30 protein-coding genes and 1 pseudogene are annotated in these 26,661 nt (G+C 47.5%); 10 read left to right on the forward strand and 21 right to left on the reverse strand.

Annotated elements, in window-relative coordinates; translation table 11 throughout:
* Window positions 1-8: 8 nt before the first annotated feature.
* Both V7126_RS06475 and V7126_RS06480 read left to right on the forward strand, forming a co-directional pair.
* The gene (locus V7126_RS06475; RefSeq protein ID WP_175075816.1) at window positions 9-593 is read left to right on the forward strand and encodes a chromate transporter; all 585 of its coding nucleotides are present in this window, start codon (window positions 9-11) and stop codon (window positions 591-593) included.
* Complete coding sequence (locus V7126_RS06480) at window positions 590-1,126, forward strand: chromate transporter (protein ID WP_046130138.1); 537 nt, start codon at window positions 590-592, stop codon at window positions 1,124-1,126. Before V7126_RS06475 ends, V7126_RS06480 begins: the two co-directional genes overlap by 4 nt.
* On the opposite strand, the gene V7126_RS06485 is transcribed toward V7126_RS06480, so the two are convergent.
* From V7126_RS06485 to V7126_RS06500, 4 genes are all read right to left on the reverse strand, one after another.
* Entirely contained in the window at window positions 1,076-2,455 is a 1,380-nt protein-coding gene (locus tag V7126_RS06485) for a UDP-glucose dehydrogenase family protein (RefSeq protein ID WP_175075817.1), read from the reverse strand. The two genes, V7126_RS06480 and V7126_RS06485, sit on opposite strands and share 51 nt — an antisense overlap.
* A 44-nt stretch (window positions 2,456-2,499) precedes the next feature.
* On the reverse strand, window positions 2,500-3,252 hold the full coding sequence (locus V7126_RS06490) for a tyrosine-protein phosphatase (RefSeq protein ID WP_046130140.1): 753 nt from the start codon (window positions 3,250-3,252) through the stop codon (window positions 2,500-2,502).
* Between the two features lie 22 nt (window positions 3,253-3,274).
* Window positions 3,275-4,000, reverse strand: a complete 726-nt coding sequence (locus tag V7126_RS06495) for a YveK family protein (RefSeq protein WP_046130141.1) — start codon at window positions 3,998-4,000, stop codon at window positions 3,275-3,277.
* Between the two features lie 220 nt (window positions 4,001-4,220).
* Complete coding sequence (locus tag V7126_RS06500) at window positions 4,221-4,364, reverse strand: hypothetical protein (protein WP_175075818.1); 144 nt, start codon at window positions 4,362-4,364, stop codon at window positions 4,221-4,223.
* Window positions 4,365-4,581: 217 nt separating this feature from the next.
* Between V7126_RS06500 and V7126_RS06505 the strand changes: the two genes are divergently transcribed.
* From V7126_RS06505 to ureC, 5 genes and pseudogenes are all read left to right on the forward strand, one after another.
* Entirely contained in the window at window positions 4,582-6,180 is a 1,599-nt protein-coding gene (locus V7126_RS06505; protein WP_175075819.1) for an SWIM zinc finger family protein, read from the forward strand.
* The gene (locus V7126_RS06510; RefSeq protein WP_175075820.1) at window positions 6,167-8,932 is read left to right on the forward strand and encodes a DEAD/DEAH box helicase; all 2,766 of its coding nucleotides are present in this window, start codon (window positions 6,167-6,169) and stop codon (window positions 8,930-8,932) included. Before V7126_RS06505 ends, V7126_RS06510 begins: the two co-directional genes overlap by 14 nt.
* A gap of 413 nt (window positions 8,933-9,345) precedes the next feature.
* Window positions 9,346-9,663, forward strand: coding sequence for an urease subunit gamma (ureA, locus tag V7126_RS06515; protein ID WP_046130144.1), 318 nt, complete (start codon window positions 9,346-9,348; stop codon window positions 9,661-9,663).
* The gene (gene ureB, locus V7126_RS06520; protein ID WP_175075821.1) at window positions 9,660-10,034 is read left to right on the forward strand and encodes an urease subunit beta; all 375 of its coding nucleotides are present in this window, start codon (window positions 9,660-9,662) and stop codon (window positions 10,032-10,034) included. The genes ureA and ureB overlap by 4 nt, the downstream gene beginning before the upstream one ends.
* A pseudogene (gene ureC, locus V7126_RS06525) lies at window positions 10,031-11,739 on the forward strand (urease subunit alpha). Before ureB ends, ureC begins: the two are co-directional and overlap by 4 nt.
* Before the next feature lie 199 nt (window positions 11,740-11,938).
* Here the strand turns inward: ureC and V7126_RS06530 are convergent.
* The 11 genes from V7126_RS06530 to V7126_RS06580 form a co-directional block, all read right to left on the reverse strand.
* On the reverse strand, window positions 11,939-12,811 hold the full coding sequence (locus tag V7126_RS06530; protein ID WP_046130146.1) for a Cof-type HAD-IIB family hydrolase: 873 nt from the start codon (window positions 12,809-12,811) through the stop codon (window positions 11,939-11,941).
* A 27-nt stretch (window positions 12,812-12,838) separates the two neighbouring features.
* The gene (locus V7126_RS06535) at window positions 12,839-13,597 is read right to left on the reverse strand and encodes a DeoR/GlpR family DNA-binding transcription regulator (protein ID WP_046130147.1); all 759 of its coding nucleotides are present in this window, start codon (window positions 13,595-13,597) and stop codon (window positions 12,839-12,841) included.
* A gap of 137 nt (window positions 13,598-13,734) precedes the next feature.
* Window positions 13,735-14,400, reverse strand: coding sequence for a transaldolase family protein (locus V7126_RS06540; RefSeq protein ID WP_175075822.1), 666 nt, complete (start codon window positions 14,398-14,400; stop codon window positions 13,735-13,737).
* 24 nt (window positions 14,401-14,424) lie between these two features.
* Window positions 14,425-15,210, reverse strand: a complete 786-nt coding sequence (gene srlD, locus V7126_RS06545; protein ID WP_046130148.1) for a sorbitol-6-phosphate dehydrogenase — start codon at window positions 15,208-15,210, stop codon at window positions 14,425-14,427.
* Between the two features lie 17 nt (window positions 15,211-15,227).
* Window positions 15,228-15,593: a PTS glucitol/sorbitol transporter subunit IIA gene (locus V7126_RS06550; protein ID WP_046130149.1), complete on the reverse strand. Its 366-nt coding sequence runs from the start codon at window positions 15,591-15,593 to the stop codon at window positions 15,228-15,230.
* Window positions 15,594-15,608: 15 nt separating this feature from the next.
* Window positions 15,609-16,616, reverse strand: coding sequence for a PTS glucitol/sorbitol transporter subunit IIB (srlE, locus tag V7126_RS06555; RefSeq protein WP_046130150.1), 1,008 nt, complete (start codon window positions 16,614-16,616; stop codon window positions 15,609-15,611).
* 16 nt (window positions 16,617-16,632) lie between these two features.
* On the reverse strand, window positions 16,633-17,181 hold the full coding sequence (srlA, locus tag V7126_RS06560; protein ID WP_046130151.1) for a PTS glucitol/sorbitol transporter subunit IIC: 549 nt from the start codon (window positions 17,179-17,181) through the stop codon (window positions 16,633-16,635).
* Window positions 17,178-17,615: a transcriptional regulator GutM gene (locus V7126_RS06565; RefSeq protein WP_046130152.1), complete on the reverse strand. Its 438-nt coding sequence runs from the start codon at window positions 17,613-17,615 to the stop codon at window positions 17,178-17,180. Before V7126_RS06565 ends, srlA begins: the two co-directional genes overlap by 4 nt.
* Window positions 17,612-18,574, reverse strand: coding sequence for a sugar-binding transcriptional regulator (locus V7126_RS06570; protein ID WP_175075823.1), 963 nt, complete (start codon window positions 18,572-18,574; stop codon window positions 17,612-17,614). Before V7126_RS06570 ends, V7126_RS06565 begins: the two co-directional genes overlap by 4 nt.
* A 218-nt stretch (window positions 18,575-18,792) precedes the next feature.
* Window positions 18,793-19,134 (reverse strand): single-stranded DNA-binding protein, encoded by a 342-nt coding sequence (locus V7126_RS06575; RefSeq protein ID WP_046130154.1) that lies wholly within the window; start codon window positions 19,132-19,134, stop codon window positions 18,793-18,795.
* 101 nt (window positions 19,135-19,235) lie between these two features.
* Window positions 19,236-19,610 (reverse strand): hypothetical protein, encoded by a 375-nt coding sequence (locus tag V7126_RS06580; RefSeq protein WP_175075824.1) that lies wholly within the window; start codon window positions 19,608-19,610, stop codon window positions 19,236-19,238.
* Between the two features lie 182 nt (window positions 19,611-19,792).
* Here V7126_RS06580 and V7126_RS06585 point away from each other — a divergent pair, with 182 nt between their 5' ends.
* Window positions 19,793-20,206 carry a YwpF-like family protein gene (locus V7126_RS06585; protein ID WP_046130156.1) on the forward strand — a complete coding sequence of 138 codons (414 nt, stop codon included), beginning with the start codon at window positions 19,793-19,795 and terminating at the stop codon, window positions 20,204-20,206.
* Between the two features lie 33 nt (window positions 20,207-20,239).
* Here V7126_RS06585 and mscL read toward each other — a convergent pair whose 3' ends face one another.
* The 6 genes from mscL to spoIIID form a co-directional block, all read right to left on the reverse strand.
* A complete protein-coding gene (gene mscL / locus V7126_RS06590; RefSeq protein WP_175075825.1) occupies window positions 20,240-20,626 on the reverse strand; it encodes a large conductance mechanosensitive channel protein MscL in 387 nt (128 codons plus the stop codon).
* A 69-nt stretch (window positions 20,627-20,695) separates the two neighbouring features.
* Complete coding sequence (fabZ, locus tag V7126_RS06595) at window positions 20,696-21,130, reverse strand: 3-hydroxyacyl-ACP dehydratase FabZ (RefSeq protein ID WP_175075826.1); 435 nt, start codon at window positions 21,128-21,130, stop codon at window positions 20,696-20,698.
* 171 nt (window positions 21,131-21,301) lie between these two features.
* Entirely contained in the window at window positions 21,302-22,129 is an 828-nt protein-coding gene (locus V7126_RS06600) for a flagellar hook-basal body protein (RefSeq protein ID WP_175075827.1), read from the reverse strand.
* A 28-nt stretch (window positions 22,130-22,157) separates the two neighbouring features.
* Window positions 22,158-22,997: a flagellar hook-basal body protein gene (locus V7126_RS06605; protein ID WP_175075828.1), complete on the reverse strand. Its 840-nt coding sequence runs from the start codon at window positions 22,995-22,997 to the stop codon at window positions 22,158-22,160.
* A gap of 189 nt (window positions 22,998-23,186) precedes the next feature.
* Window positions 23,187-24,188: a cell shape-determining protein Mbl gene (gene mbl / locus V7126_RS06610; RefSeq protein ID WP_006639357.1), complete on the reverse strand. Its 1,002-nt coding sequence runs from the start codon at window positions 24,186-24,188 to the stop codon at window positions 23,187-23,189.
* 196 nt (window positions 24,189-24,384) lie between these two features.
* Entirely contained in the window at window positions 24,385-24,660 is a 276-nt protein-coding gene (gene spoIIID, locus V7126_RS06615; protein WP_006639358.1) for a sporulation transcriptional regulator SpoIIID, read from the reverse strand.
* Between the two features lie 336 nt (window positions 24,661-24,996).
* On the opposite strand from spoIIID, the gene V7126_RS06620 reads away from it, so the two are divergent.
* Both V7126_RS06620 and V7126_RS06625 read left to right on the forward strand, forming a co-directional pair.
* Window positions 24,997-25,425 (forward strand): MarR family winged helix-turn-helix transcriptional regulator, encoded by a 429-nt coding sequence (locus V7126_RS06620; RefSeq protein ID WP_175075829.1) that lies wholly within the window; start codon window positions 24,997-24,999, stop codon window positions 25,423-25,425.
* A gap of 3 nt (window positions 25,426-25,428) precedes the next feature.
* Window positions 25,429-26,622, forward strand: a complete 1,194-nt coding sequence (locus V7126_RS06625) for an MFS transporter (protein WP_175075830.1) — start codon at window positions 25,429-25,431, stop codon at window positions 26,620-26,622.
* The last annotated feature ends 39 nt before the right edge of the window (window positions 26,623-26,661 follow it).

Here is a 26,661-nt window from a genome sequence, read left to right on the forward strand (position 1 = left end):
GAAGTGACATGAAGCATCCTTACCGCGAACTGATCATCGCGATGATGAGGGCCGGGATATTGGGGTTCGGCGGCGGACCTTCCGTTATTCCGCTGATCCGCCATGAAGCCGTTACAAAATTCAAATGGATCGATGATGGTGAATTCGGAGAAATCCTGGCGCTTGCCAATGCGCTGCCAGGGCCGATCGCAACAAAGATGTCGGCGTACTTAGGGTATAAAATAAAAAGTATTCCCGGGGCCGTCGTGGCGACAGCGGCGCACATTTTGCCGACTTGCACAGCGATGGCCATGCTGTTTGCTGCAGTCAACGTGCTCAGCCATTCGAAGGTCGTAAACGGCATGATCGGCGCTGTTACCCCGGTCATCGCCGTGATGCTAGGGCAGATGGCATACGAATTTGGCCAAAAAGCGCTGAAAGGCTTCGGAATCGTCACCGGCGTCCTTTTTTTCATTATTGCATTTTTGGGTCTTCAGGTGTTTTCGATTCATTCGGGCATCGTCGTCACGGTGTTTCTGGCTTACGGCGCTTTCCATTTTAAATTGAAACGAAAGGCCGCAGAGCGAAAGGATAAAGGAGTGTCTGCTTCATGATCGCATTGTACTTGTTTTGGGCGTTTTTTATCGCAAACCTGCTCGGGTACGGCGGCGGTCCCGCTTCGATTCCCCTTAATTTTGAAGAGGTCGTCCGCCATTTTCATTGGCTTTCAAAAGATGAATTTTCCAACATGCTGGCGCTTGCGAACGCTTTGCCCGGCCCGATCGCCACGAAAATTGCCGCATATGTCGGCTACAGCGTATTGGGATGGCCCGGAATAATCGTCGCTCTGATAGCGACCGTGCTGCCTTCAGCAATCGCTCTTATTTTATTGCTTAAACTGATCCGCCGCTTCCGAAAGTCAGATGCGGTAAAAGGAATGACGCTGTCCGTCCAGCCCGTGCTCGCCGTTATGATGCTGTTGTTGACATGGGAAATCGGCGGTGATGCGATTTATTCCATCGGCTTGATCCAAGCGCTTGCAATCGCATTGGTCTCTTTGATCGCCTTGACAAAATTCCGCGTTCATCCGGCGTTCTTAATCGCAGCAGCGTTCGCATACGGCGGGATTGTCATTCCACTGCTGTAAAAGATGCGCCGCCTGCATATGAACGGGGACAACTTGCCGCCTGCCGACGGAATGGTATTCAACACCGGCTTCTATCGCTTCCCGCAATTCGTGGCAGTTTCGCCCGTCAAAAATGATCGGGGCATCCATCAGCTCTCTGTAGGATGCTAAAGGGAATGCTTTTATGTCTTCCCAGTCTGTCAAAATCATCACCGCATCAGAGCGTTTTACCGCTTCTTCAATCGTCTCCGCATATTGAACGCCTTCTGCTAAGACCCGTTTTGCATTTTCAGCCGCAATCGGGTCGAACGCTTTCATCTTCGCTCCCCTTTCGGCAAGCGCTTCGGCAATGACGATTGACGGAGCCTCCCTCATATCGTCAGTATTCGGTTTAAAGGAAAGGCCAAGCAGAGAAATCACTTTGTCTTTCAAGCCTCCGAGCCGCCTTTCCGCTTTCTCGACCAACAGGATCGGCTGCTCATTGTTCACCTTGATCACAGACTTGAGCAGTTCGAAATCGTGCTCCACATGGCCGGCAATTTGGACAAGGGCGTTCGTATCTTTCGGAAAACAAGAGCCGCCGTAGCCGATGCCGGCTTTTAGAAACCGGTGGCCGATTCTTTTGTCCTGTCCCATTCCGTATGCGACAGACTCAATATCTGCGCCGACCTTCTCGCAAATATTCGAAATTTCGTTTATAAAGCTGATTTTCGTGGCAAGAAAGGCGTTTGATGCATATTTAATCATCTCTGCACTTCTGATATCCGTTTTAAAAACAGGAATGCCAAAAGGAGCAAAGACTTGTTCGAGAATAGCGGCCGTTTGTTCATTCTCGGCGCCGATCACGATCCGGTCTCCGTGAAACGTATCATAAATCGCTGAGCCCTCCCGCAAAAATTCGGGATTGGATGCAGCCGATATTTGCACACGATTCCTTGCGTAGCGTTTAATGATGTTTGAAATCCATTCGCTCGTGCCCACGGGGACGGTGCTTTTCGTGACCACGAGGCAGTCCCGCTTTACATGGCGGCCGATCATTACAGCCGCACTCTCAATATATCGGAGGTCGGCCTGGCCGTTTTCCTTTTGCGGAGTGCCGACCGCAATAAATATAATATCAGCCCCTGAAATGCCTTTTTTAAAATCCGTTTCAAAGGCGAGTCTGCGGCGGGCGAGGTTCCTCCGGATCAAATCCTGGAGCCCAGGTTCATAAATCGGCGATAACCCTTTTCTCAACAGCCCGACCTTTTGTTCATCGATATCGATACATGTAACATAGTGGCCGATGTCCGACAGGCAGGCGCCTGTCACAAGACCGACATACCCGGTGCCAACGATGGAAATGTTCATGGTGCTCCTCCTCTGTCTGTATATATGCCGGTTGATGCAACGCTTTAGAGCAGACCCAAGAGCTTTTTCTTTTTGACCGGTAGCGGCGTAATCTTATGAATATCACGGTTTTTGATAAGAAGCCCGGCATTTTCTATAAACATACTCAAAAAATCAGGGCCATATTCGTTTTCCAATACGTCAAAAAAGAAGGAGCGAACCTTTACATTATGTGCATCCGATGCGATGAAGTGGACGAGATTGGCTTCGATGAAGCGGCGGGCCAGCTTTTTGACGTTTCTCCCGAAATGCCCGGTCAGACTTGAGCAAGTAATCTGGACGCATGCGCCTGTTTTGACGAGCCGATATAAACGGTCGGGGTTTTCCATTATTTCCATATTCCGCTCAGGGTGGGCGATGACCGGGATGAATCCGTTCAGCAGAAGATCAAACATCAGCTTTTCTGCATAGCGCGGCACATGGTGATAAGGAAGCTCGATCAGCACATATTTTGTTCCGGAGAGACTTAGCAGCCTGCCGCGTTCGAGGTCATCTTTTATTTCGCCGTATAAGCGGATTTCCTGGCCAGGCAGGATGGTCAGCGGAATGCTTTCCTGCCTGAGCCTTGTCTTCAATGCTGTCATGCGGGCGAGGACCGCCTCTTTTGGATTTTCGCATATGCCGATTCTGTGGTGCGGGGTGGCAATGACGGTGTCTATTCCCTGAGAAACGGCTTGTTTCGCCATTTCAAGACTGTCGTCCATACACCCTGCCCCGTCATCAAGGGCCGCAAGAATATGGCAGTGAATATCAATCATAACCAAACCTCCCGTAAAGCGGTCAAAGCGCCTGACCTTTTCCGACCGTACCGTTCATCCGGCTGACGGCCTGTCCTTTTTTCGGCTTCGTGAATAAAATGTTCCCCAATACGGGAAGTTCCAGCCTATTTTCAACGTCACCCTCGTTTTTCACCGTGTTGTTCAAAAGCTCAAGAATAAAGGCGAGCCCGGCTCCAAACAGCAATCCAAACATCGTGAAGACAGCGATATTGAATGTTTTGTTCGGGCTGACAGGCGCAGGTGAACCGTACGGTACGGCTTTTGTGACGATGGTGACCTCGGCTTTATCGTTCATGATGTCTTGAATGTCTCTTTGAAAAACGGAAGCGACTGTATTTGCGATGGCGGCCGCTTTGGAATAATCCTTGTCAGTCGCGGAAATACTGACAATCTGTGATTCGTTTTCGCTGACAACGGTCATTTTATTCTTGAGTTCGTCCGCCGTTTCGCGAAGGCCGAGATCATCTTTCACTTTATTCAAAATGACAGGGCTTTTCATGATGACGTTATACGTATTGATGAGTTCAAGATTGGTCTGAATGTCGGCAAAATTTGAGGTTTGGCGGCCATTGACGAGGATTTGGGCGGTTGCCTGGTAGATCGGTGTGAGCAGAAAATAATTGACTGCGGCGCTCGATGCAGCCGCCGCCATCGTGATCAGAATGATGATCGCGCACCTTTTTTTCAAAACGAAGAACACGTCTTTAAAGCCGAGCTTGTCCCGCATAAGAGCCCCCCTAAGCTTCTTTCATTTATTTAAATTTTCAGCAAATTTCACCTTTACCTTGATTATACATATTTATCGCGGTTCTGAAAGAAATGAATCCTGACAAATAGCGGGAGATTCCGGGGATGGAGGGTCTTTATATGATGTAACATAGCGGTTTTTGCAGGAATGGGGCTGTTTTTGCTGAACGAAAAAGCCGCCAAACAGAGTTTGCGGCTTTTTACGTTGTATAACCATTTTTGATATGAACAATCAGATCTTCAAGCAATTCTTTTGTCGTAATGTCATGCGACTTTTCGCCAATGTCATAAGCGTGCATGAGAATTTTCAAAAACTCTTCCTGATTCAATTCCTTATCATCCATACCTTTTTCCTTTCAGCTTCCATGAAATCATACTCATTTTTGCGTTATATTCAGATTATATGCTGTTAAGTATCGATTTGCCATAGTCTATTACATTATTCGACAGCTGTCCGTTTTTATGTCCTTTTCCAGAGAAAATCTTTTTTGCATCAGCGGATTAAGCTATAATAGAGAGATTGGAAACTTTTTAAAAGTCATTCGGTTAGGAGCGATAGACATGCTTCAGGAAATGATCTCAAAAACAGTTGTAATGGAAGCCGCTGAACAGTTTAAGCATGTGCTTCCGCACGATGAAGATAACATTCAGCTTCTAAAAAAAGCCCTTATTTTATACAGGCAGGATTCGGTCTATCGGGTCAAACCGCTCAGCGGGCATACGGCGGCAGCCTACGTACAGGACGTCGTGCCGGTGAAAGTGACAATCGATCTGTCCGACGTCAAAAAAAGCAGTTGTTCATGCCCGGCAAAAAAAATCTGCCGCCACATCCTTGCCGTTTACTTATATTTATATGCACAATATGAACGATTGGGAACTTTTACGGAATATTGGAAAGAACAGCGCCAATCCTTTGATCAGCGGCTTTTGTTAAACCAGCTTCGGCTCAGCCCTGAAAACGTGCGGCCAACGTTCGAAAACTGGAAACGTTTTTTCGAATCGGAATTCAGGCATTGGGAACAGCGGACGCCGAAAGGCCAGCAAACGATGCAATACCTTTACTACGGCTATTTTTCAGCGCTAAAAAAGCGGACGCCGTCTGAACCGGAGCTGAAAAAAATGTACCAGATCCATGCAGCCCTTGCGACATGGCTTGCGATGCATACGCTGATCGAAAACATGCGCATCGATCCGGAAAAAGATTTTTATTCGCTCAACCCTTATATCGAACAGCTGATGGACACGATTTACAGCTCGATTGATGAGCTGAAAACGTATGCGCTCTCTTTTTCGCTCGATCCGTTTTTAGAAAAAACGCCAGGCGCCGTTCGCGAACTCCTGCTCAAGAAAGACATTTTTCAATATGAAAGACTTCGGATATTCGGGGAGATTTGGAGCGCCCTTCTGTCCCGGCCGAAATGGCTGAAGCGGGAACTTGACGTTTTGCACGGACTGCCTGACACTCCCGAAATTCAGTTTGCCCGGCTTCACCTTGAATTCCTGCTGAAAAACGACGAGGCCATCTTTGAAAAAGCCGGAACTTTTTCTCCTGACATTCTGCCTTATACGTTTCAGTGGCTCAGCGTCATGACAGCCAAAAAGGATTGGAAGCGCCTGAAAAAATGGTATGAACGGATGGAAGGGATTGTCGAAGGCTTCTCAAAGCTTGATAGACCTTACCGGGAAATCCGCGACGCCTTGAGCGAATTCTTCCTGTTTCTCGACAACTACAGCAAAAACGCGAACGATGAGCAATTATATGAAAGGTACTGCAAAAAGTGCCTGCCGTACACATTTACAGAATACAGCCAATTTCTATACAGCAGGAAACGGTTTATCGAGTGGATGGAAATTCACAGCCTCGTCGGCTTTTCAATCGAGGAAATCGGTCAGAATGCGTTGAAGGACATCGCAGCAGAGGTTCCCGAGGCGCTTGTTCCTTCCTACCACAGGGAAATTTCCGGCTTGATTGAACAGCGGAACCGCAGCGCATATAAAGAAGCCGTCCGCTGCTTGAAAAAGCTGCGCACTCTTTATAATAAGATGAAAAAACAAGATGTCTGGAAGCGCTACATGGAACAGCTGACAGCCCGCCACAAAAGGCTGCGGGCATTCCAGGAGGAGCTAAAGAAAGGAAAGTTGATCGATGGCGAGTCTTAAAGAAATCGTGATACATGTCGAACAGTCCGAAGACTATACATTCATTTTATCCTGCTATGACAAGGACCATCAGCAGCTCACGCACAGCCAGATGGAAAGGCATTTATTTCAATGGCACGAATCATCCTTTTACGGCACTTTTCTGGAGGATGCAGGCCTGGAAAAACCGGCCGTGCTTCTATCTCCCTGGATGGCTGCTGAATTTCTCGGCAAAAACTCGTTTAATTCCTTTAGTGATATTTTGCTGACTGAGGAAACAGAGCCTTTGATGAAAACAGCTTCAACGATTTACGAATTTATCCTGGATCAGGATTTTGTCCCCGATTATGGAGCGTGGAAAAAGGGAATGCTGCGCTGGAAAGACAAAGAAGGCTTTTTGGAAGGTTATACGGCCGAATGGTTTTCCCGGGCAGTCGACGACTACATCGATTATAACGGAGAACTGAAGGCAAAATGGGAGAGGATCGTTGAACATTCCCCCGCCGTCACCTCATTTAAGGGACATTTTCTTGATGAAGAGGATTTTCTTGAAACGATCGGCTGGATTGAAAACCCCGTCCCGTTCACCGTCGGACTCAGATTAAACGAGCCCGATTTTGACGGTGATGATTGGAAAATCGAATTGTTTTTACGCGATAAAAAAAGCGGGGACATCCAGTTTTTCGACGGCTTGAAAGGGCTGAAAAAATCGTGGCGCGCATATGCCGATCGAATCGCCCGCGAACAGGACCGCTTCCGCCAAACCGTCCCATGGCTTTCGATCGACTCAGGCACAACGCTGCTTTCTGAAGAAGAAGCATGGATCTTCTTGTCGGAAGCGAGCGAAACACTCGTCAGCATGGGGATCGAAATCCTGCTGCCGTCCTGGTGGCAGATCGTCAAAGACAGCAATATGCTTTTGAAAGCGAAAGTTTCATCAGCCCCGAGGGGCGAATCTTTCGTCGGGATAAACGCTCTCATGGACTTTAACTGGCGGTTTGCGACAAACGGTATTGAGCTTTCGGAAGAGGAGTTTAACCAGCTTGTCGCGAATAAAAGGCGGCTCGTCAACATCCGCGGCCAATGGATCAAAATCGATCCGAACTTTATCAAACAAATGAAAAAGCTGATGGAACGCGCCGAAACCGAAGGACTTCACATGTCAGACATTCTTGCCCGCGAGCTGACGGACCGCGGCTCGGAACAGAAAGAAGACGACCTGTTTGATACGTCCGCTTTCAGCGAAGTGCAGTTTGAATTATCCTACCAGCTGAAAAACATGATTAGGAAGCTGAACAATCGTGATGAGCTCCCTTCATACCCCGTCAGCAAACATTTTAAAGGCACGCTCAGAGCGTATCAGAAAGACGGGCTGAACTGGCTGCTTTTCCTTCGCAAATGCGGCTTCGGCGCCTGCCTGGCAGACGATATGGGGCTCGGGAAAACGATTCAGATGATCGCGTACTTTTCTTATTTAAAAGAAAAAGGGCAAAAAACGCCGTCGCTGATCATCGCGCCGACTTCGGTGCTCGGGAACTGGCAGCGCGAGCTTCAGTCCTTTGCCCCCGAGTTATCGGCAGCGCTCCATTACGGACCAAAGCGCCCGAGGGGAGAAGCTTTTCAGGAGCGCTACAAAGACACCGATATCGTGCTGACGTCATACGGCCTCGCCCAATCCGATTTTGACGATCTCAGAGGCGTGACGTGGAACTGTATTTGCCTTGATGAAGCGCAAAATATTAAAAACGCGCATACGAAGCAATCACGCTCGATCAGAAAACTGAAAGGGATTCACCATATCGCGCTAAGCGGGACTCCGATGGAAAACCGCCTGACAGAGCTGTGGTCGATTTATGACTTTATGAACAAAGGCTTCCTCGGAAGCCTCGGAAGCTTTCATAAGCGCTTCGTCCTGCCGATCGAAAAAGACCGCGATGAAAAGCGGATTGAACAGCTTCAACAGCTCATTAAGCCGTTTTTATTAAGACGGACAAAGCAGGATCAGGAAGTCGCCCTCAACCTTCCCGATAAACAGGAGGAAAAGGAATTCGTTCCGCTTTCTGCAGAGCAGGCTTCCCTTTACGAGCAGCTTGTAAAAGACACGTTTGAGCACATGTCGACTCTCGCCGGAATGCAGCGGAAAGCGCTGATCCTCAGCATGCTCGGCAAATTAAAACAAATTTGCGACCATCCGGCCCTCTATCTAAAAGAAATGGAAACGGAACTCCTAGACGGCAGATCAGCCAAGCTGGAAAAACTGCTCGAGCTGACGAAAACGATCCGCGACCGGGATGAAAGCTGCCTGATTTTCACCCAGTATATCGGAATGGGCGAGATGATGAAGCGGCTGCTCGAAACGTCATTCGGCGAACCGGTCAAGTTTTTAAACGGAAGCTTATCAAAGCTTGAACGCGACAAGATGGTCGAGCAATTTCAAAATAAGGAATTCCCTTTTCTGATCTTGTCCTTGAAGGCGGGAGGAACAGGCCTGAATCTCACCGCAGCCAATCATGTCATCCATTATGACAGATGGTGGAATCCGGCCGTTGAAAACCAGGCGACAGACCGTGCATACCGGATCGGCCAAAAACGATTTGTGCATGTCCATAAGCTCATAACAACCGGAACGATCGAAGAAAAAATCGACCGCATGCTCGAATCAAAGCAATCGCTGAACGACCAGATCATTCAAAGCGAAAACTGGATTACCGAGCTTTCCGAAGAAGAACTCGAAGAACTGTTTACATTAAGCGCATCCGCAATGTCGGGGTGACTCCAAAAACAGCCGCCTAAGAGGGCGGCTGTTTTTTATTTTCAAAAGACTGGCAACTTCCCGCCCTACGGCGACAAAATCGCTGTCGGTAACCCGATGCCGGGTATCGCTGCTTTTGTCTGAAAAGGAACGAAACGCCGATACATCACACAGTGTTACCCCGGCACAGTAACGTTACTGTTGAAGCAGTGTAGTTCCTCCCTAAGTTTTGAAATTTGTCACAAACCATTAACTGAATTTTAGAAATATTCTTTAAAAAATATTTCCGTTAATTATATAATAATTACATGAACTTGTTAATTTATGACATGAACATTTATATGTTTACATATTTTTGATCTTTAAAGGGGGTGGTACCGGGAGATCCTGTCCATTTCTTTTTCATTTCAATTTGCACAAAAGGAGGAGAAAGGATGAAACTAACACCGGTCGAACAAGAAAAGCTGCTTATTTTTGCTGCCGGGGAGCTTGCAAAACAAAGAAAGAAACGGGGCGTGCTCCTGAATTATCCGGAAGCTGTAGCCATTTTGACCTGCTTTATAATGGAAGGTGCGCGCGAAGGGAAAAGCGTAGCCGAACTGATGGAAGCGGGCCGGCACGTCCTTGCGGCTGACGACCTGATGGAAGGCGTTCCCGAAATGCTTGAAAGCATTCAAGTCGAAGCGACATTTCCTGACGGCGTTAAGCTTGTCACGGTTCATCAGCCGATTTCTCAGGGGGTGAACCAATGAAGCCGGGAGCAATCCAAGTTGCGGATGGCATGATTTCGATTAACGAAGGGCGGGCAACTAAAGAGATTACCGTGAAAAATACAGGGACGCGCTCGATTCAAGTCGGATCGCATTTTCATTTTGCGGAAGCCAACCGCGCGTTGGCGTTTGACAGAGCAGCGGCTTTAGGGATGCGGCTTGATATTCCGTCAGGCACCTCTATCCGGTTTGAACCCGGGGAAGAAAAAACCGTTTCACTGGTTGAGCTGGGAGGCCGCAGGACAGTCCGCGGATTAAACGGCATGACAGAGACATTGCTTGATGAAAGAGGCAAAGAAAAAGCATTGAATCAGCTTAAGGAAGCCGGCTGGATAGAGGGGGTTAAGCGGTGAAAATCACGAGAAAACGATACGCTGAGCTGTTCGGACCGACGACAGGCGATAAAATCAGGCTCGGGGATACCGATCTTTGGATCGAAGTCGAAAGAGATTTCACTGTTTACGGGGAAGAAATGATTTTTGGCGGAGGAAAAACGATTCGCGACGGTATGGGACAAAATGGCCGAATCACCGCAAAAGACGGCGCGCTTGATCTTGTGATCACAAACGTTGTCGTGCTTGATTATTCGGGAATCGTGAAAGCCGATGTCGGCATCAAAGACGGCCGAATCGCAGGAATCGGAAAAAGCGGAAATCCGGACATCATGGATCAAGTAGATCCGCATATGATCATAGGAGCCGGAACAGAAGTCATCTCCGGTGAAGGAAAAATTTTGACAGCCGGCGGAGTCGACACCCACGTCCATTTCATTTGTCCTCAGCAATGGAAGTCGCGCTGTCGTCGGGAGTGACGACGCTAATCGGCGGCGGGACAGGCCCTGCAACAGGCAGCAAAGCAACGACTTGTACTTCGGGAGTCTGGTATATGCAGAGAATGCTGGAAGCCGCCGAAGAGTTCCCGGTTAATGTCGGTTTTACGGCGAAAGGCAATGCTTCGGACAAAGCGCCGCTGATCGAGCAGGTGGAAGCGGGCGCGATCGGGCTCAAGCTTCACGAAGACTGGGGTACGACGCCGAGAGCGATTCAAACGTGTATGGATGTTGCGGAAGAAGCGGACATTCAAGTGGCGATTCATACGGACACGATTAATGAAGCGGGATTTCTCGAAAACACGCTTGAAGCGATAGGCGACCGTGTCATTCATACTTATCATATTGAAGGCGCCGGCGGAGGACATGCCCCTGATATTATGAAACTCGCCTCTTATGCAAATATCCTGCCGTCTTCTACGACTCCGACGATTCCGTATACCGTCAATACAATGGATGAACATTTGGATATGATGATGGTTTGCCACCACCTCGATGCCAAGGTCCCCGAAGACGTCGCATTCAGCCATTCGAGAATCAGAGCGGCTACGATAGCGGCAGAGGACATTCTGCATGACATCGGCGCCATCAGCATGACATCCTCCGACTCGCAGGCGATGGGCCGAATCGGAGAAGTCATCATTCGTACATGGCAGACGGCAGACAAAATGAAAAAGCAGCGCGGCGCTTTAACTGGGGTAAACGGAAATGATAATGTGCGCGCAAAACGCTATATCGCAAAATACACCGTCAACCCAGCCATTACTCATGGGATCAGCCATGAAGTCGGTTCAATCGAGAAAGGCAAATTGGCCGACCTCGTCTTATGGGATCCGATGTTTTTCGGCGTAAAACCGGAGCTCGTTTTAAAAGGCGGAATGATTGCACGGGCGCAAATGGGCGATCCGAACGCCTCCATCCCGACTCCCGAACCCGTTCTAATGCGTCAGATGTATGCTTCGTACGGCAAAGCGAACCGCTCCACATCCATTACATTCATGTCTCAGGCTGCCATTGACTGCGGAGTGCATAAAGCATTGGGGCTTGAGAAAATGATCTCCCCGGCCCGCGGCATTCGACAGCTCAGCAAAATGGACATGAAATGGAACAGCGCGCTGCCGAAAATCGAAATCGATCCGGCGACATATCAGGTGTACGCGGACGGGAAAGAATTGTCCTGCCAGCCGGTCAGCCGCGTGCCGCTCGGCCAAAAATACTTTCTTTTTTAAATGAACGCTAAAAAAGATGAACGCGCGGAAGGTGTTCATCTTTTTTCGTGCTTTTGAAACAAATAAAGGCTGCCGGTATAGCCGGCAGCCTGCGGATTAAACATTCAATCCGCTTGTTAATCGCAGCCCTTATCGTTACGCTGCCGGGTGTGCGCCGGCATCACGCCGATATGAAAAGGGTGTGCGAGTTAACACATTTTTAAACCTTTTTTTGATCAATAAAATGCCGCAGAATATGGGCAACGCCGTTTTCATCATTTGCAGGCGCCACCTCATCAGCCATCTCCTTAATATCCTCGCGGGCATTGCCCATTGCGAAGCTTTTTCCCACGATTTTCAGCATGGAATAATCGTTCTGGCTGTCACCGGCGGCAGCGGTTTCCGAAAGCGGAATACCGAGATTTTGCGACAGTTTTTCTAAAGCAAGCCCCTTCGAAGCGTCAATATGCTCAAGCTCAAAGTTGTGTTCGGCTGAGGTGACAAGCGTTAGGCCTTTTTCCTTTTCAAAGCGTTTCCAGCCCTTTTGAAGCTTTTCTTTATGAAAAGAAAAAGCTAATATGTTGTATACGTTTATATCTTCATCCGCTTCAAACAGCTCGCGGTAAGAGCGGATATACGCATACCCGTTTTGGCTGAGCTGTTGGCTGGCGGCGAGCTCAAGCTTTGACAGGTCGGCAGCCGGATTGGCACTTCTCAGGCGGTCCAGTTCGATATCAAGGAGCTCTCTCCCGTTTTGCGGGGTAAAGATCGCGTCATCGCTGAACACCTCATAATAGTAATTCTCTTCTTCAAGCCACCGAAGAATACCTTTCGCTTTTTCCCGATCGATCGAAACGGAGTGGTACAGGCGTCCCTCCGGATCGTGAATCACCGCTCCGTTGGCGCTGATAATCCACGTTTTGATACCGGTGGACCGAAAAATCTCCCGAACGTCAAATGAGGCTCTCCCTGTGGCAATCACTACTTCAATTCCGTTTGCCTGTGCTTCCTTTATCGCATCTATACTTGCTTTTGTGACCTTGCTTTCACTGTTTAACAGCGTCCCGTCCAAATCCAGGGCAATCATTCTCATCAGCTGTATTCCCCCTTAAGTCCCTTCTTATTCTGCCAAAAGCAGTTCTACTCCGTGTTGATCGAGCAGCCTTTGGAATTCCTTATCCGGCAGCCGGTCTGTTATCAGAAGATCAATGTCGCTCAATTCAGCATACTGAAAAAAGTCCGTCCTTCCGATTTTGGAGTGATCCGCAAGCGCGATAACCTGTTCCGCCTGGGATATGATTTTCCGTTTGACCATTCCATCCTCTTCATGGGCAATCGAAAGCCCGTGTTCAGAAACCCCCACAACTCCGATTAATGCTTTATCAACATGATAGCTGGACAGCTTTTCGATCACCGAAGCACCGTATAAAAAACGGTGCTCTTTTTGCAGCTTTCCGCCGAGCAGATGAATGTCAACTCCCTTTCGTGATGAAAGCACCTCCGCCTGGTTTATCGAGTTGGTAATGATCGTGCAGTTCAGATCCGGCAGGTGCTCGGCGCACGCCTGAACTGTTGTGGAAGCGTCAAAAATCACGCGGTCGCCTTCCCTGATTAACGAAGCAGCCGCCTTTCCGATCATGTTCTTTTCTTCAGACACGATATTCAGTCTTCCTGAATAATCTTTAATCTCATCATGGTTCGTCGGCAAAATGGCGCCTCCCCTTGTCCGGATGATCACGCCCCGCTCCTTCAGCTTGACAAGATCACGCCTGGCGGTGTCTCTTGATACATGGAGCAAAGAACAAATCTGGTCGACTGAAATCCGTTTATGCTCCTTCAAATAGTCGATGATGGAAATTAACCTTTCCTCCTGGTACACGTCATCATTCCTTTTTTTAAGTAAAATTCCTTTATATTAAGTAATTATAAGCTAATAAACGTTAATAAATCAATAATAATTAAGCGAAGTTAAGTAAAAAAAGAGCCTGTATGCCATCGGCATGCAGGCTCTTTCGGTTAAAGAGAAAATGTTCCGTATTGAGATTGCCATGTTTCGCGAAACGCCTCAATATCCCGGCCGCAAGCAGGATGGTCGGCCAAGCGCCCGTACAGCGCCGGACCGATCGTCGCTTCATGGCTTCCCGCCTCCATTACGTCCAGAATTTGGCTGTTATGTTTAAAGCTTGCCGCAAGCACCTTGCAGCCGAAACTGTAAGCACTGAACAAATCAACAATCGTTTTGACTGTTCCTGGTCCATCGCCGAACTCGTTGTCGATGCGGCTCACATATGGCGCAACATAATCCGCTCCCGCCTTAGCTGCAAGCACGGCTTGGAGAGCCGTATAAACCGCTGTTCCGGTGACGCGGATATTTTCTCTCGATAGCTGTTCAATCGCCTTTAATCCTTCCTTTGTGACCGGAATCTTGATCCATGCGTTTCCGTCCAGCCAATGGTACAAATCCCTTGCCTGGCTCACCATGCCCGAGCTGTCTTTGGCAATTATTTGGGCATGAAGCGGCAATTGATCGGGAAGAAGGCGACGTATTTCCTGGATCTGCTGTTTAAAAGGACGCTTTTCCCCGGCAATGAGCGCGGGATTAGTAGTAACGCCGTCAACGGGAAACGAGTCTAACAATCTTTCTATCTCGGATAAATTTGCAGAATCGACGAGCATTTTCATTTCGTTTTAGAATCCCCTCCGTTTTTAATGCATGACTTGTCCTCCGGTCACATTGATCGATTGGCCCGTCATATAGGACGCCTGATCAGATGCGTAAAATAAAACCGCGTTGGCGATATCGTCGTACGTACAGCCGCGCTTCAGCGGAACCTTCTCAGTATAGACGCGCTCCACTTCATTTTCGGGAATGCCGAGCTTTTTCGCGTACTGCGGAATTAAGCTTTGAAACATCGGCGATTTCAATAGGTTCCCCGGCATAATGCTATTCACGCGTATATTGTGCTCGGCAAGATCGAGCGCAAGGCTTTGGGTTAAGCCGACGCCGCCGAACTTTGAGGCTGAATATGCCGTGTTATGCTTGCTGCCGACTTTACCGGATTTCGAATTGATTTGGATAATGGATCCTTTGCCCTGCCCGATCATAACTTTTGCCGTTTCCTTTGCGCACAGAAAGTATCCGGTCAGGTTGACATCGATGGTCTTCTCCCAATCTTCCAATTGAAAGTCCGTAATTTTATTGCTTTTGGCGATACCTGCGCTGTATACCATCACATCGATTTTGCCAAATTGTGCACAGACGTTTTCAATCATTCGTTTGACATCGTCTTCCTTCGTAAAATCGGCTTGAATCGCCAACGACTGTTTACCGTACTTTTCAGCGGCCTGATCAGCGGTTTTTTTAGCCTTTTCACCGTTGATATCTGCAACTGCAACCGTATATCCAGCTTCGGCCATGCGGTGGGACAGCGCTTCCCCAAGGCTTTGTCCTCCGCCGCAAATCAACGCCGTTTTCCCTTCATTTATGTTCATATCGTACTCGCTCCTTATCAAGATCTCTTAATTTGAATCCGGTCTCCGGCCAAAACTTCGGGCAGTTCTTTCTGTTCAAGATACAGCGTTCCAGGCAGCTCGGCGGAACGCGATCCGTCAAATTTGAGCGTAATATGTCCCAGATTGGCCAGATTCTGCACCACGGCTTCCCCGACTGCGGTGACTTTGTAAGACTCGCCGCCAAGCAGAAGCTGATCGCCTTCCCTGAATTCGCCTTCAACAGGCTGTATATCAATCGACAAACAATAGTCTCTTAATTCGTCAGGCGCACCGTCGCCGAATAAAATCAGCATGCTTTCATCTTGGAAAGCGGATGCAAGCGCTCCTTTTTTTGTGATTTTCGTTTCATAAAGCATGGACATGCTTTTTCCCCCTCCTTAGCTGTCGTACAGTCCAAAGCTTGCCAGCCAGGCAATGAAAACAGTCGGCGCTCCCGTTAAAAACCGGGAATACAGTACCGACGGCACACCGACTTCGACGGTTTCGACCTCTGCTTCAGCAAGGCCTAGACCGACGGGAACAAAGTCGGCGGCCGCCTGCGAATTGATGGCGAACAACGCCGGCAGGGCCAAATTCGGCGGAATGTTTCCTTTTCCGATCTCAACGCCGATCAGCGACCCGACAACCTGGGCGATCACGGCGCCCGGTCCGAGAAACGGGGACAGGAGCGGAAAAGAACAAACAAGCGAGATTAATAGCAGTCCGGGCAGAGAGCCTGCAAAAGGAGACAAAAATTTGGCGAAAAGATCTCCGATTCCCGACTCTTTAATGATGCCGATTAACAATGCGACAAATGCCATGAACGGAAGAATCGTTTTGATAACGGTTTCAACCGCTTCCCGGCCGGCCTGATAAAACACGCTGACCACCGATCCCATCGCCATGCCGATTTTCGCCATGACGCCTTTTGGCGCCTGCTGTTCACTAATTTTTTTCTCTGTGCTATAATGGTTTTGTTTATCATTAATCTGATGATCTGTTAGAATATTGGACTGTTCAGGCTCCTCTTCAGCCTCGTACAGTTTGATATTCTCTTTTTTTACGCCTGAAACATAAATATCTTCCGTGATATGGGCAGCGAGCGGTCCGCTTTTTCCGGTGGCCATCACATTGATGGTCGGAATCCGTTTTTGCGGGTATAGTCCGCATCTCAGCGTCCCGCCGCAATCGATGATCACGGCCGCCATTTCCTTTTCCGGCACCGTCGTTTTAAAACCGTCGACAAGCGTACATCCGGTCAGCTCTGCCAAGTCATCGGCAAACTCCGGCTTGTTTCCCCCCGTTACATAAACGATTTTATTTTTCTGTTCATCTGGGGTGATCAAAAGCGGCCCGCCAAATCCTCCCGGCCCTTTTGAAACTACTACCGAACGATAGGAACTCATCTGTAAACCGCCTTTCTTATTTAAGGTCAACCGCATCCTTCAATTTAACGCCCTGCTGTTTCGCCACATAAGCCGTCGTGAAATCCGTCACCCAGCCCCTGAGAAAATTCGTCAAAATACCGACTAAAAAGTAGCGGAGGGCCAGCTCTGTCGTTTCATACCCCAATGTCGTGATGCCTGCGGCGATCCCAAGAAAAACAAACAGCTCTCCGGGATTCACATGGGGGAACAGCCCGTTATGGGTGTGGCAGGAATAAGAAGCTGCGGCATAATAGCTCGGTTTATACTTTTCGGGAAGAAACTTTCCGAGTGACAGCGTCATCGGGTTAGCCAGCATAAACGTTCCGATGACAGGCAAAACAACATATCGCGTCAGCGGGTTTTTTCCCGATTTTTTCGCAAGCGCTTCCACTCTTTTTTCACCGATCAGGCGGATCATTGCATTCATGGCGACAAGCAGCATGATCAATAAAGGGACAATGTCTGTAAGCATGCCGACAAATACTTCTCCGCCATGTCTGAACAAATCCATAAATTTTTCTGCAAGCCATGTTACACTTTTCATATTTCACCTCTTCTTTTCGTAGTCAAAAGCCTTTGAAGCAGCGATTTCTTCGGCGGAACATCACCTCCTTTAGTGACGATGCTGAACGTTTTTAACGCGTCTTGGATCGCCAGCCTGGTCAGACGGTCATGCGGGGCAAGGTCAGCCTGACCGATTTTAGGCAGAAATTTTCCTTCAAAGCCTTTTAAAGGCCTGATTCTTGAAAAAACTGTCACCCCTTGCATTTTGGATGCCTGAATGATTTTGTTTCGTTTATCAATGACAAATAAAACGACCGTTCCGGCTCTGAACAGCCCGGTCCGTCTCCCGACAGCCACCCGTCCGAGCCGCCTGTATTCCGCGAACTTTTGATTGAAGTGCCTGATTTGCCAAAAGCCCAATACGCTTTGTAGAAGCCAGGCTATCCCGAGTGCGATGATAAAATAAATGATCATATTTCCTTTTTCACCTCCGCGGCAATTTCGCTGGCTGTTTCGGCAGTCGTCACTAAAATATTTATGTATTGCCCTTTGGCGGCTGCGATAATCGACGGGACCTTTTCCCGCGATTCGGCAAGGCCGATGGAATATTTAAGATCCTTCAGGCGGTTGATGTCAATCGCGATCGTTCTGTCATTAATCTCTGTATCTACTAATGTTCCGGAACGGTCAAAAAATCGGGAACAGATATCTCCGACGGCATGTTTTTCTTTCAACCGCTCCATATCGCGGTCACCGTAAAAGCCGGTCCAGATCATGTTCGACGAACTAAACGGCGCTCCGATTCCGACGGCTGCCACCGTCAAGTCTTTCCAGAGACGTTCGATTTTTTGAAAGTAGTGGGACTTCACGATCTCGTCCTTTGTTTCTTTTTTCTCAACAACCGCTGCCGCATCGATAAAATGGGGGGTTCCGCCAAAATCGCTGGCAATGCTGTATACGATGCTGTTGACGTGATATTTTGTATCCATCGTTCCGGGACCGCCGACAAGCGGTACGAAAGAAGCGCTGCGCTGTCTGACGCCGTGAAACTCTCCGATCATGCCCGCCATCGTCGTGCCCCAGGCAAAACCGACCGTATCCCCGTCTTTAATGACGCGTTTTAAAATATCGGCACCCGCTCTCCCGACGCTTTTCTTCTTCTCCTCCGCCGTCTGCTGCGGTTTTGTCTCGCATATATACACCTCTTTAAGCCCGAGAAGCTGTTCAAGCTCTCGTTCCAAATCGTAGTAGACCCCGACATGATCATCGATCGTAATTTTCACGATGCCTTCTTCCCGCGCCTTCTTCAGCATCCGTCCGACGGTTGTTCTGTATATTCCCGTTGCCTTTGCAATCTGGCTTTGTGTCAAATCCTCTTCATAGTACATTTTGCAAATTTTGACTAAGAGGCGATTATCATCTCTTATTTCCATATGATCACCCTTTACACTTTGCACATTTGTGCAAATACTGGTCATTTGTTGTGTATTCGCTTACATTATACATACGGCAAATTCCCGAGTCAATTTAAATTTGTCTTTTTTTTGACGGCGTAAAAAAACCGGTCTCAAAGACCGGCTATTTGAGGAGAAAATGGGGAATTGATTGATTTTATATAGGAAAGAGGCTTGAGACGGGAATCGTTCATTCTTCAGACATCTGCGGGCTCGCGGGGTTTCCCGCCCAAAAAATGAACGGAGCGGGCGACGACTTCTGTTATAAAGACGCGGTTCCCTTCTGAATTTACATAGCTGCGCGTTTGAAGTCTGCCGTTCAATCCGACGATTGAACCTTTTCTGCAGTAATCGGCTGTGTTTTCAGCCGTTTTTCTCCACAGCGTGCAATTGATGAAATCCGTTTCAATGTCGCCCGCGGCATTTTTGAAATGCCTGCTGACGGCCAGTGTGATATTGGCAACAGGGACACCGTCAGATGTATACCGAAGCTCCGGGTCCTTCGTTAAACGCCCGACCAGCATGATGTGGTTAAACATTCCGTTCCTCCCTTCATCAGCGATATCACCAGTTTATAAGAGAAGCCCGGGGAAGAAAAATGCGGATAAAGAGAAAATATTCTGAAAAAAGTAATTTACCATTATAATTTATGGCTTTTCCTCCTAATCATCAAAAACATCATGTCTTTTTGATTAGAGAAATATGTATTTTTTAAAAACTGAAAAAAAACAGGAGATGCCAGCCACCGCTCTGAATATAAGCGGACGTATGAGCCTCCGTCCCAGGCGAACAGCCTGAATGACAGTTCTTTTTCTTTGAATGTTAATTGGAATTCGTAAATCTCCATTTTATCCTTTGTTTCATAGCGAAATACAATACTTTCGTCATAGTCCACATCGATATCGCATTTTCCGGCGCTGTCGGATGAAAAACGGATCATCAGCTTATACCGTCTGCGGTCAGCCTCCGGATTGCCGCTGATTACAAGTACTTCCTTTAAGTAAAATCGGTTCATATGTCACCCCCTGTTCGATGTACTCTAAAGTATAATGAAAAACAAAGTACGATAAAATACTTTTTTCAAAATTTAAAAATGTTAGTATTATACTAGTAAACAAAACAAACAGCGTTTACAGGCTTTTAACCTGATTATGCTATAATGGTGTTACAACTATTGAAGCTTGTGAGGTGATAGCAGTGAAAACCTTTAGGCTTATTGATTTGAAAATCGTGCGCCAGGATGATTCGGCAAAACGGCTTGAGGAGTTCCCCCTGATCGACGGCCTGATCATTAACAAGGAAGACGGAGAAAACCATTGGATGGTGGAAGGGCTTGTCTCCAAAGAGTATCGATATTTTTTTGAATACCTTTTGCAAGAAGGCAAAGAAGTGAAGGCGTTCGTAACAATTACAAAGAAAAGCAACCGGCCCGCCCAGCTTTTGGCAAAAGTAAAAAACATTACGGTCCTCGGAGAGCATGTCTCCGTTTTAATGAACGGAAAAATGGTGAGTTCCAAGCTGAGGAAGGATTCCGACAAGATTTTAGAAGGGTTGATCAAAGAAGGGTATACCGGGGATCAGCTTCTTGCAGCGTTCAAGCAAAATATATAGAAAAGGCTGTCCTGTAAAAGCGACAGCCTTTTTTTATGAATGGTTCACGCGCTTTTTTAACAGGTCGCGAATCTCTTTGAGAAGTTCTTCCTGAGGATCAGGCCCGGCTTCTTTTTCCTCCTGAATTTCTTTCTTCTTCTTCAGTTTAGACAAATACCGGACAAAAATAAAAATTGAGAATGAAATGATAAAGAAGTTGACGATTGTCTGAATGAACATCCCGTACTTGATTTGGGCATCGCCGAATGTAAAGGAGAGCGCTGAAAAGTCCAGACCCCCGAGCACAAGGCCGAAGAGGGGCAATATAATGTCATTGACGAGCGAGGTCACGATTTTTCCAAAAGCGCCTCCGATAATCACCCCGATGGCAAGATCGATCACATTTCCCTGGACCGCAAAGCTTTTGAAATCTTTCCACATACAAGGATCACCCTCTCTGCTTCATAATAAAAAAACAAATGGGTTCATCCAAAAACCCATCTGTTCGGATTATTCCTGTTTTTCTCCGAGCGAAAACATCAGCTCTGCTTCACAAACGATTTCCCCGTCTACTGTTGCGACTCCTTTTCCTTTGCCGATCGAGCCGCGGAAACGGATGACTTCAAGCTCCAGATGAAGCTGGTCGCCCGGTTTGACTTGTTTTTTGAAGCGGCAGCTGTCAATTCCTGCGAAAAACGCAAGTCTTCCGCGGTTCTCTTCCTTCATCAAAAGGGCAACAGCCCCCATTTGCGCCAGCGCTTCTACAATTAAAACACCCGGCATAACTGGGTAATTTGGAAAATGCCCGTTGAAAAATTCTTCATTTGCTGTGACGTTTTTATAACCCGCAGCCCGCTTCCCTTCTTCTACTTCTGTCACCCGGTCGATGAGCAAAAAGGGGTAGCGGTGGGGAATAATGCCCTTAATTTGCTGAGCATCAAGCATTGCCTTGACATCTCCTTTTTTAGAAAAATATGTATAGAACGACGAACCCTGGGATCATTCTGTACATCTGGAAGTATATTATGAAACGGCTTCTTTTTCAACTTAGGCTATAATCCCCCTTGTAAAGACAATAAAAAAGAAGCCGGTTCTTCCGGCTCCTTTTTTATTGTGTCAGCGTACTGAATTGATCAGCCCCATCATTTGATCCCCCATTGTAACCGCGCGCGAATTCATCTCGTACGACCGCTGGGACGCGATAAGATCCGTCATTTCCTTTGACACGTCAACGTTCGACGCTTCAAGGGAACCCTGCTTTATGGATATTTCCTGACGTCCGGCTCCGGTTAAATTGATGAGGGCCGTTGCTCTTAAATTATCGTCAACTGAAAAAAGGTTCCCGCCTTCCGCTGCCAGAGCTTGGGGCTTTACCGCACGGACGATACCCAAATTAAACCGCAAAGGCGCTTCACCTTCATTCCCAGACGATGCGGTCATCGTTCCGTTTTTATCGACTTGAACATTTTGATAGCGCCTGTCAAAGCGGATGGCATTTCCGTTCTCATCAAGTACGGAATGCCCGTCTGCCGTCACAAGCTGCACTTGATTGGGATTTCCGGAGACAGTGCTCAAGGTAAACGCCCCGTCTCTCGTATATTGAACTTCGCCGTCGACATCCACCTGGAAATATTGATAAGGGGAGGTTAAGGCGAAATCCAGGTTCCGTCCCGTCTCCTTCAGGCTTCCCTGGCTGTTTGTCAGCTTGTCTACCGAGAGCGCACCGACGCCGAGCCGGAGTCCGGGCGGCGTCTTCCTGCTTTGGGCCACTTCATTGTTCTTCTCGTCTACTTGTTCAATCTGTTGTCTGACAAGCTCTGAAAAGCTTGTATTGACCGCCTTGTATCCCGTCGTATCCAGATTGGCAAGGTTATGACTGATATTATTCATCTGTTTTTGCAGCTCATTCATTGTGTTTGAAGCTGTTATCATCGATCTTAGCATTTATTCCAACATCCTCCGTTTGCGTATGTTATACGATCTTGCCGATGTCGTTGGCCGCTCTGTCCATGCTTTTATCATATGCCTGAAGAACTTTTTGGTTTGCTTCGAACGAGCGGTAGGCAGCGGTCATTTCCGTATAGTCTCTTGTCACATCAACATTTGAGCGTTCTGTCATCCCCTGCTTGATCGAATAGCTGACGGCCGGGTTTGCAGCTGCACTTGGCAGCTCCTGTCCGTTTTCAGTCCGGTACAAGTCGTTGCCTTCCTTGGCCAAATTTCTTGTGTCAAGCGAGATCCTGACGTCGATCGTTCCGAGGTTCCGCCCGTTTTCGGACACGGTTCCATCCTCTGCCACTTTAAAATTCTCGCTATCCACGGCAATCGGCCGGCCGTCTGTTGAAAGGACGACATTTCCGTTGATCGTCAGTTCGTTGTTTTCATTTAACGAAAAATTGCTGCTTCTCGAATAGCGGATATCGCCGCTTCCCAGTCTGACAGCATAGAAAAGGGCCGCTTTATCCTTGGTTTGCCGGTTTACGGGAACCTCTTTTTCACTGATCGCAATATTAGTCGGCTCATTTGTGCTTTGCAGATCGCCTTGTGAAAAAAGCGGTGTGAGCTCCTGCATGTAAACTCCCGTATTTACAGAACCGATCGGCGTCTGCTTTGTAAAGGAGTGGGATCCGCTGTCCGTCTGAAAGGAATCGGACTCCATCCGGCTCAGAAGCATTTCCGGAAACGCGCGAATGGAACCTTGATCTTCCTTATAACCCGGTGTATTTGCATTTGCAATATTATTCGTCAGCATTTCCGTGCGACGCTGCTGGGTAATCATCGCCGACGCTGCGGTGTAAAGTCCTTTTAACATGATTTCACCTCAGGATTTGTTCTTTAGACGGACATCCCGGCCGTCCACAAATTTTCATTTACAAAACGAGAACATTTGTTCTATAATAATATTAAAGATTCTATCCTTTTTATCGTCCGTATTACGCTTATATTTAAGCTTTTCATAAAAAAACCTCATTCTTAAAAAGAATGAGGTCTACGTCTACGCTCAGCTTAATTTGCGTTTCGGAAGCTTGTCCATGTTATCCAGCATGACGCCTGTTCCGACAGCAACGCAATCCATCGGATTTTCAGCAACGAGCACCGGCACTTTCAGCTCCTCTGCAAGAAGCTGGTCAAGGCCGTTCAGCAATGCGCCGCCTCCGGTGATGATAACGCCTCGGTCAATGATGTCGGCCGAAAGTTCAGGAGGCGTTCTTTCAAGCACCTGTTTGGCAGCTTGTACGATAACGGATACCGATTCGCGAAGCGCTTCTTCCACCTCTTTGCTCGTTACCGTAATGGTTCTAGGCAGCCCTGTGACCATGTCACGGCCGCGGATGGAGATTTCCTCATGACGTGCGTCTGGGAAAACAGTTGCGACTTTGATCTTAATGTCTTCAGCTGTCCGTTCGCCGATTAACAGCTTGTATTCGCGTTTAATGTAATTTAAAATTTCAAGATCAAACTTGTCCCCAGCCATTTTAATAGAAGAGGCGGTGACAATATCGCCCATTGAGATGACCGCGATATCTGTCGTTCCACCGCCGATATCCACTACCATGTTTCCGCTAGGCTGAAAAATGTCCATACCTGCGCCGATTGCGGCTACCTTAGGCTCTTCCTCAAGATACACATGCTTTCCGCCGCTTTTTTCAGCAGCTTCCTTAATGGCTTTCTGCTCTACGGATGTAATATTTGTAGGGCAGCAAATGAGCATGCGCGGCTTTGAGAAAAGGCCTTTCACATTCAATTTGTTGATGAAATGCTTCAGCATGGCTTCTGTTACTTCAAAGTCTGCAATTACGCCGTCTTTCAATGGACGTATCGCAACAATATTCCCAGGTGTACGTCCAACCATTCTCCTTGCTTCTTCGCCGACAGCAAGCACTTTCCCGGTGTTTTTGTCAAGAGCGACAACTGAAGGCTCATTTAAGACAATCCCTTTTCCTTTTACATGGATCAGCACGTTCGCTGTACCAAGGTCAATACCAATATCCCTTGCAAACATCTATCTATATCCTCCTCGAAATCTGTTTCACAGCAATGTCCACATTCTGCCCTAATTATATATTTTATCATAAAAATTAGAAAAAAAAGCATCCTTGTGAAAGTTCTTCACAATTTTTTGTGGCTTTTTATCGACAAACAGACGGAGGATACCGGGAAATGATGAAAAACGCCCTTTATTACTGGTCCATTATGCCCTATTGCACGGGTTCCCTTTCAAGGATTTCCTCTTTCTTGTATTTCAGTTTTGTTGCTTCCCCGCCCCGCAAATGTCTGATTGATTTATGATAATCAAGAATTTCTTTTACTTCATTGGCTAAATCAGGATTAATTTCAGGCAGCCTTTCTGTCAAATCCTTGTGTACGGTACTTTTGGAAACACCAAACTCCTTCGCGATCACACGAACCGTTTTTTTCGTCTCCACGATGTACTTCCCTATCTTGATTGTTCGCTCTTTGATGTAATCGTGCACACCACTCGACCTCCCTAAAATGGATGTGAGAAGTGTGAAATGAGATCCGTATGCTGAAAGAAAATACTATTTATACAGCTGCTTCGTTTTAAGCTATTCCAAGTAGAATTTTGAAATACTCCCACGATCCCTCACCTCAAACACTCTCTTTGTTAGGTTTGTATCAGTGTATTAGCATTGAAATGGGATTATGCTAAAAACTCAAGGAGGACAAGGGGTTTATCAAGACATTTTTATTTCGGCTTCGAAAATTTTTGCTTTACAGGTTGTAGGACATCCAGTAAAATGAATAAAGTTTATTATTTACCTAGGTAAGTATTTTTCAGAGGGGTTTATATGGAACACATCAACCGGGCGATCATTCACCAAATCAATCAAAGTGCGCGGATGCTTTCCAAAAAAACGAATGAACAGCTTGAGGCCTACGGGCTTTTCGGCGCTCAATGGTCAATCTTGTACTGCCTTCATACGTACGGTCCGATGACTCAAAAAGACATTTGGTCGTATTTGCACGTTGAAGCACCGACCGTAACGCGAACGATCAGCCGCCTTGAAAAAAACGGCTGGGTGCAAAGGATACAAGGCGAAGATAAAAGGGAAAAAGTCGTAAAAATGACGGACGAAGCCGCGGTTAAATATGACGAAATTCAGTTGAAAATAAAAGAATTTGAAGAAGAAATGCTTTCGGGATTTGATGACAAGGATAAAAAAACGTTCCAGCGTTTATTGCATCAACTGCTGACATACAACAAGAAGGAGCTGTAGCCTATGAAACAATCGGAACCCATTTGGACTAAAGATTTTATCATGGTTGTTCTGATGAATTTGTTTATTTTTGTATATTTTTATGCCTTGTTAACGATTTTGCCTGTCTACACGATGCAGGAGCTCGGCGACACGGAGTCACAGGGAGGTCTTTTGATCAGCGGATTTTTGCTTTCTGCGATTTTTGCAAGGCCGTTTTCAGGCGCAATAATCGAGCGGTTCGGGAAAAAAAGAATGGCGCTCGTCAGCGTCATACTCTTTACGCTTTCGTCCCTCCTTTTCATATCCGTTCAAAATATCTACGTATTGCTCGGAATCCGCTTTTTCCAAGGCATTTGGTTCAGCATCATTACCACGGTAACCAGTGCGATTGCAGCCGATTTGATTCCGCCCGCACGCCGCGGCGAAGGGCTCGGCTACTTCGCCATGTCCATGAACCTGGCGGTTGTCATTGGGCCGTTTATCGCCTTAAACCTGCTTGACAAAATCAGCTTTACCGCGCTGTTTGCGCTGTTTTCCGGAATCGTCGCCGTCGGAATCCTTTGCACGGCTTTGGTGCGGATTCCTAAAGAAAACGACACGACTTCCGCTGTCTTCAAATTGTCGTTTTCCAATATGTTTGAAAAAGGGGCGATGCGTATCGCCATCGTCGGCTTGTTTGTTTCTTTTTGCTATTCGAGCGTCATTTCGTTCATTTCGGTTTATGCAAAATCTCTCGGCCTGATTCAAACGAGCAGCTATTTCTTTATGATTTTCGCGGTGGCGATGATGGTAACACGGCCGTTCACCGGAAAATTATATGATAGAGTCGGTCCCGGCGTCGTCATTTATCCGTCTATTATCCTTTTTAGCATCGGGCTTTGCCTGCTTGCTTTTACGAACAGCGGCGCGATGCTTTTGCTTTCAGGAGCTGTCATCGGCATGGGCTACGGTTCGATTACCCCTTGCCTGCAGACGCTGGCGATCCAAGCTTCTCCGCAGCACCGGAGCGGCTATGCAACGGCCACTTATTTCACCTTGTTCGATTCAGGAATAGCGGTCGGGTCCTTTGTGTTCGGCCTGATTGTCGCACAAACCGGTTTTTCCAATATCTATTTATTCACAGGCGTCTTCGTTCTCGTCAATCTGTTGCTGTATACGTGGAGCCGGAAACCGGCCTTGCTGAAGGAGAAGAGAAATATATCGATAGCCGATTGATCGGTACACCATCTTGCCGGGCTTGCCATTGGCCCGGCT

The organism is Bacillus sp. JJ675, from assembly GCF_036963165.1.
Taxonomy (GTDB): domain Bacteria; phylum Bacillota; class Bacilli; order Bacillales; family Bacillaceae; genus Bacillus; species Bacillus glycinifermentans.